The sequence below is a fragment of the Kitasatospora putterlickiae genome, from assembly GCF_039527695.1.
Lineage (GTDB): Bacteria > Actinomycetota > Actinomycetes > Streptomycetales > Streptomycetaceae > Kitasatospora > Kitasatospora putterlickiae.
In genome coordinates this window covers 1-4,690 of the sequence record NZ_BAAAKJ010000239.1, presented here as the reverse complement: position 1 = coordinate 4,690, position 4,690 = coordinate 1, and the positions used below count along the sequence as shown (strand labels likewise).

The following is a 4,690-nucleotide window of genomic DNA, read 5'->3' as shown; positions in this document are numbered from 1 at the left end:
CCGTGGCGGCCGCCATCACGGCCTCCGCCTGGTCGAGCCGTTCGGCCGCCTCGGCCTCCCGGCCGGCGGCGACGGTTCGGGCGTGGGCGTGGGCCTTGGCGGTCGCGGTTTCAGCACCGACCTCGAACCCGGCGGCCTGAACGCGCCCGGCGGTGCGGAGCTTGGCGATCTCCAGCTCGGCGGCACGGGCCTCGGCCCGGGCGCTCACCTCGGCCTCGAACGCGGCCGTGCGCTCGGCCCGCAGCCGCGCGGCCTCCTCCGCCTCCATCGGCAGGGCCAGCGCCTCGTCCACGGAGAGGCCGAAGCGCTCCATCGTGAGGGGAAGACGCTGGTCCGAGGGCGCCTTGTGCCAGTCGCCACCGTGCTCGCGCTCCAGCATCACCCGGTAGACCAGGCGCTCGCGCTCCAGCTCCACCGCCCGGTCGTAGGAGGAGATGCCGTTCAGCCGCATCCGCCGGTACATCCGGAACGACGGCCACGGGGCAAGGATCCAGCGGTGCAACGGGACACCGTCGCGGCCGTGGCCGGCCTCGATCCGGGTGATCCGGATGACCAGGCGCCGCCCGGCCTCCACCACCGCCACGAACATGACCGGGATGACGGCGTGCATGCCGGTGCCGGTCGGGTTCGCCAGCAGCGACCCCGCCGAAGCGGCATTGAAGTAGATCGTCGAGCAGGTGAAACCGTGGGCCAACAGACGCAGCCACGGCGCCGGGGCACCCTTGCGGATCAGGTGCAGATCCATCGCCAGCAGCGCCACGATCCCGGCGTCCACACCGACCGGGAACGCGTAGCTGAAGTCCCCGAACCCGTGCCTGAAACCGAGCTGCTGCAGCGCGCTGTAGGAGCCGGAGAACCCGATCGCGGCGAGCGCCGCACCACCGACGGCGGCGAGGATCGCCACCCCCAGCATCAGCTTGTCCGAAGCCACCGCACGCGTCGCCGAAGCGGCGGACCGCGTGCTCGAAACGGGGGCGGGCGGGGTCGAAACGGCCGCCGACGCGGCCACGGTCGTCACGCCGCCACCCGGGCGGTGCTCGCCGTGCGGCGGATGACCGCCGGGCGCCGCAGCGGCACCGGCGCCGTGCTCAGCAGGCGCTCGGCGTAGGCGGCCAGCTCCGGGTCCTCCCGGCGCAGGTCCGCGATGACGCCGGCCGCGGCGTCCATTCGGGCGGCGCGCTCGGTCTCGTTCTCACCGGGCACGCCGGTGAACAGTCGGGTGAAGTCCGAGTCCACACCGAGCGCCAGCTCGGCGAACTCGTCCTCCGTCAGGGCCGTCTGGCCTGCGACAATCGACCTCATGGGTCTACCTCTTCCTAGTGGTGGTGGGCCCGGCGGGGACGGCTCCTCTTCCGGCCAAGGAGTTCGGGAGCCGTCCACCGCACAGGGCTGCAGATGGGTTGAACTGGGGTTTAGTGCTCCGGCGCCAGTTCGCCGGTGCCGTAGCGGCGGGAGCCATCGGCGCACCGCACGACGTGGCGCGGGCCGCCACGGAACGGGCTCCACCGCTCGACCAGGCGCCGCTCGTCCTCGCCGACCAGGACGAGCGCGCCCGCCGGCTGGGCGGCGAGCATCTCGTCCACCAGGGCCTCGACGCGGCCGTTGCGGGTCCGGTCGACCACACCGCCGCTCGTGCCACCGGCGAGATGCGGGGCGACCTCCCTTGCCGTGTCGGCCAGGTGGCCCATGTCCGGCGCGGGCCGGGCGCCGACGGGTGCCTGCTCCGCCGACTCGGGAGCGGCAGAGGCCAGGCAGGGGCTGCACACGGTGCCGCCGTTCGCCCGGTTCAGCCGCGTACCGCACGTGGTGCAGGTGCGCTTCTCCTCGGAGGCGATCCGGGACGACGCCGCACTGTCGGCCAGCGCCGCCACACCGACCGCGAGGATCGTGCGCCACTCCCGCTCGCCGATCTCGCCGGCCCACCGCGGCGCCCGCGTCCCGGTCAGACGACCGATCCGGCACGCCACCGCCCGGCGCCGCCGCTCCACGCCCCGGGCCTCCGCCACCCACGCGCCGGCCGACATCCGACCGGAACCGCTGGTCAACGACGCCACACGACGGGCGTAGGAGCGACCGGTCACGGTCGGGGTGGGGGTGGTGCGGGGCGTTGCGAGCATGGCGAAGCCTCCTGAGGAGTCAGGTGGAGCGTCACAGGGGGGTGAATCCGGATCCGCGCAGATCGGCGGAGCAACCACGAGCACGGCGCCTCAGAGAGGAGAATCGTCCTCCAACTGGTGCGCACCAGTAGTTTGCAACTGGTGCGCACCAGTGTCAAGCGCTTCCCTGTCTGTCCGTCAGTTCCGGCCGTATCTCTATGGAACAACGTGCGCCAACGACCCGGTAGCCAGCAGGGGTTAACCCAGTTTTGTTAACCCGTCATGGGGGAGTTCTACGTACGGCATGCTGAGCACGAACGAGCGTCACCACGGCAGGGGCGGGCACATGGGACAGCGTCTAAGGGAGGCCCGCAAGCAGCGCGGCTGGTCTCAAGAGCGGTTGGTCCGGGAGATCAGCCGGTACGCCGAGCAGCACCTCATCGATGTGGCTTCGCCAGCAAGCCTCAAGGTGTACGTCTCCGAGTGGGAGAACGGGCGCCGCGCGGTCTCCAGCACCTACGCGCTGATCCTCCGGGCTCTGTTCGGGAAGACCGATGACGAGCTGTTCGGAGCCCCGGAGTCGGCAGCTCCCGCCGCCGACGGCTACGACGAACTCATCGGCCGGATCGACTCAGCCCGCAGTCTGAGCCTCGGAATGGTGGACACCTTCCTGAACCAGACCGAACTCCTCCGGAGCTTCGATCGGCAGATGGGCGCCGCAGCCCTGGTCGACCAGATGCGCGCTCATCTCGACGCGCTGGAAGACGCGCTGACGTTCGCAGTCCTTCCCGACGCGCGTCGGCCGGTGGCCACGGCCTTGGCGGGCGCGGCCACGCTCGCGGCCTGGCAGGCCTTGGACGTCGGGGCGGTGGAGCGTGCATGGCGCCACTACGAGCTGGGCAAGCGGGCGGCGGCCGAAGCCGAGCAGCCCATGTACCTCGCGCACGCCATGGCGGAACAGGCATATGTCCTCGCCGATGCGGGCCGCCCGGAAATGGCGGTGGACCTGGTGCGGGACGCTCAGCGGACCGGCGGGACGAAGGTGTCCCCGCGGCTTGCTGCATGGCTGTTCGCGGCGGAGGCAGAGCTGTGCGCGAAGGCGGGTCTCGCTCGTGACTGCCGTGATGCGCTGGACCGCGCGGCGGCTGTGCTGCCCGCCGGCGACGAAGCGCGCGACCCTGACATGCTGAGCATCTTCCTGAACGCGGGCCACATGGCGCGCTGGCGCGGGAACGCTCTCGCCATGCTCGGTGAGGACGACGCACTTGCCGAGCTGTATGTAGCCCTGGAGCGGATGGATCCGGCGTTCACGCGGGCGACAGCGGGCCTGCGGTGCGATCTGGCACAGGCGCACCTGGCCCGCGGGGAGTTCGGCCAGGCGAGAGAGCACCTGCAAAAGGCCCGCCTCCTCGCGAACCGCACGGGGTCGGTTCGGCAGAGGAGGCGGATTGAGCGTCTTACCGGGCGCCTGTAGGCCGCTGAGAGCGGTTGGCCAGCAGGTGGAGCAGGGCGACGAGCGTTCCCGAGCCGAGCAGCTCGTCACGGGCGATGAGGCCCGGGACGTCGGCCAGCGGGATCCACTCGATCAACCCGGCCTCCTCCGCGTCAGTCGGCTCGCCGACGAGCGTTGCGCCCCGGGCCACGAAGATCTCATGAGGGGAGTCCACCATGCCTACCATCGGCTGGTAGGTGACCACGTGCTCAACCGTGGCCGGCCGCCAGCCGGTCTCCTCCTCGACTTCACGGGCCGCCGCCGCAGCGGCATCCTCGCCCGCGTCCACGATCCCGCCGGGAAGCTCCCACCCGAACCGGCCCGGAACGAACCGGTACCGCCAGAGCATGAGCACGCGGTCCTGGTCGTCCACAACCGCCGTGATGGCCACGTGCTGGAGCCGGACGACGTGGTGCTCGAAGCGCTCAACGCCCGGCGGCTCCACATCGACCAGAACGAGCTTGATCCACTCGTTGTCGTACACCAGGCGCTCGCCGTGGATCCGCCATGGCTCCAGTTCGCCGTGCGGTGCAGTGACCGTCTCGGCGGCCGGCTGCTCGGCCGTGCTGACGTAGTAGCCGCTCCCGTGCTGGGCGACGACCAGTCCCTCGGCGGCGAGCTTTCCCAGGACGAGCCGGACGGTTGTCCGGCCGACGCCCAGGTCCGCCGACAGCGTCCGCTCGGACGGCAGCTTGGCTCCCCCGGCGAGCTTGCCGGACCGAATCCACTCCCGGATGGTCTCTTCGATCTGCTCGGTCTTCCCGCCCATGCCCTCTCGCACTCTCCCGCCGTCGGCGACTGGCGCGCGCCAGTCTAGGTGAATCCGTGCAAACTCCATGGTGGTCTTTCCCATGTCAGGCCGCGTGGCTCCGCCGTAGCTGGCGTGCGCCAACACCAGCGGACAGCCATGAACGTCGGCGCACCAACGGCGGAGCCGGTTCTGGCGGATGGGTTCCTGGAACCCCAGGGCCCGGATTCGGTGGGACATCTGTGGGACCGGTAGCGCGATACTGGGGAAGATGGCAGCTCCAGGCAACTTTCGTGCGTGGTCTGTAAATCTGTCGCGCAAGCTACGCAGGTTCGAACCCTGCACCAGCCACAG

Annotated in this window: 5 protein-coding genes; 1 reads left to right on the top strand and 4 read right to left on the bottom strand. The window is 70.9% G+C overall.

Annotated elements, in window-relative coordinates:
* From ABD308_RS23980 to ABD308_RS23970, 3 genes are all read right to left on the bottom strand, one after another.
* Positions 1-931: DUF2637 domain-containing protein (locus ABD308_RS23980; RefSeq protein ID WP_344338455.1), on the bottom strand; the 931-nt coding region annotated here is incomplete at its 3' end.
* An 83-nt stretch (positions 932-1,014) separates the two neighbouring features.
* Complete coding sequence (locus tag ABD308_RS23975) at positions 1,015-1,302, bottom strand: hypothetical protein (RefSeq protein WP_344338453.1); 288 nt, start codon at positions 1,300-1,302, stop codon at positions 1,015-1,017.
* Positions 1,303-1,412: 110 nt separating this feature from the next.
* Entirely contained in the window at positions 1,413-2,117 is a 705-nt protein-coding gene (locus ABD308_RS23970) for a hypothetical protein (RefSeq protein WP_344338452.1), read from the bottom strand.
* Between the two features lie 325 nt (positions 2,118-2,442).
* Between ABD308_RS23970 and ABD308_RS23965 the strand changes: the two genes are divergently transcribed.
* Positions 2,443-3,570, top strand: coding sequence for a helix-turn-helix transcriptional regulator (locus ABD308_RS23965; RefSeq protein ID WP_344338472.1), 1,128 nt, complete (start codon positions 2,443-2,445; stop codon positions 3,568-3,570).
* Here the strand turns inward: ABD308_RS23965 and ABD308_RS23960 are convergent.
* Positions 3,554-4,357 carry a GntR family transcriptional regulator gene (locus ABD308_RS23960; protein WP_344338469.1) on the bottom strand — a complete coding sequence of 268 codons (804 nt, stop codon included), beginning with the start codon at positions 4,355-4,357 and terminating at the stop codon, positions 3,554-3,556. The two genes, ABD308_RS23965 and ABD308_RS23960, sit on opposite strands and share 17 nt — an antisense overlap.
* Positions 4,358-4,690 lie beyond the last annotated feature (333 nt).

Bases quoted from the DNA above. Each gene is read 5' to 3' on its own strand.
- ABD308_RS23975 (WP_344338453.1), bottom strand. From the start codon at position 1,302: ATGAGGTCGATTGTCGCAGGCCAGACGGCCCTGACGGAGGACGAGTTC.
- ABD308_RS23970 (WP_344338452.1), bottom strand. From the start codon at position 2,117: ATGCTCGCAACGCCCCGCACCACCCCCACCCCGACCGTGACCGGTCGC.
- ABD308_RS23965 (WP_344338472.1), top strand. From the start codon at position 2,443: ATGGGACAGCGTCTAAGGGAGGCCCGCAAGCAGCGCGGCTGGTCTCAA.
- ABD308_RS23960 (WP_344338469.1), bottom strand. From the start codon at position 4,357: ATGGGCGGGAAGACCGAGCAGATCGAAGAGACCATCCGGGAGTGGATT.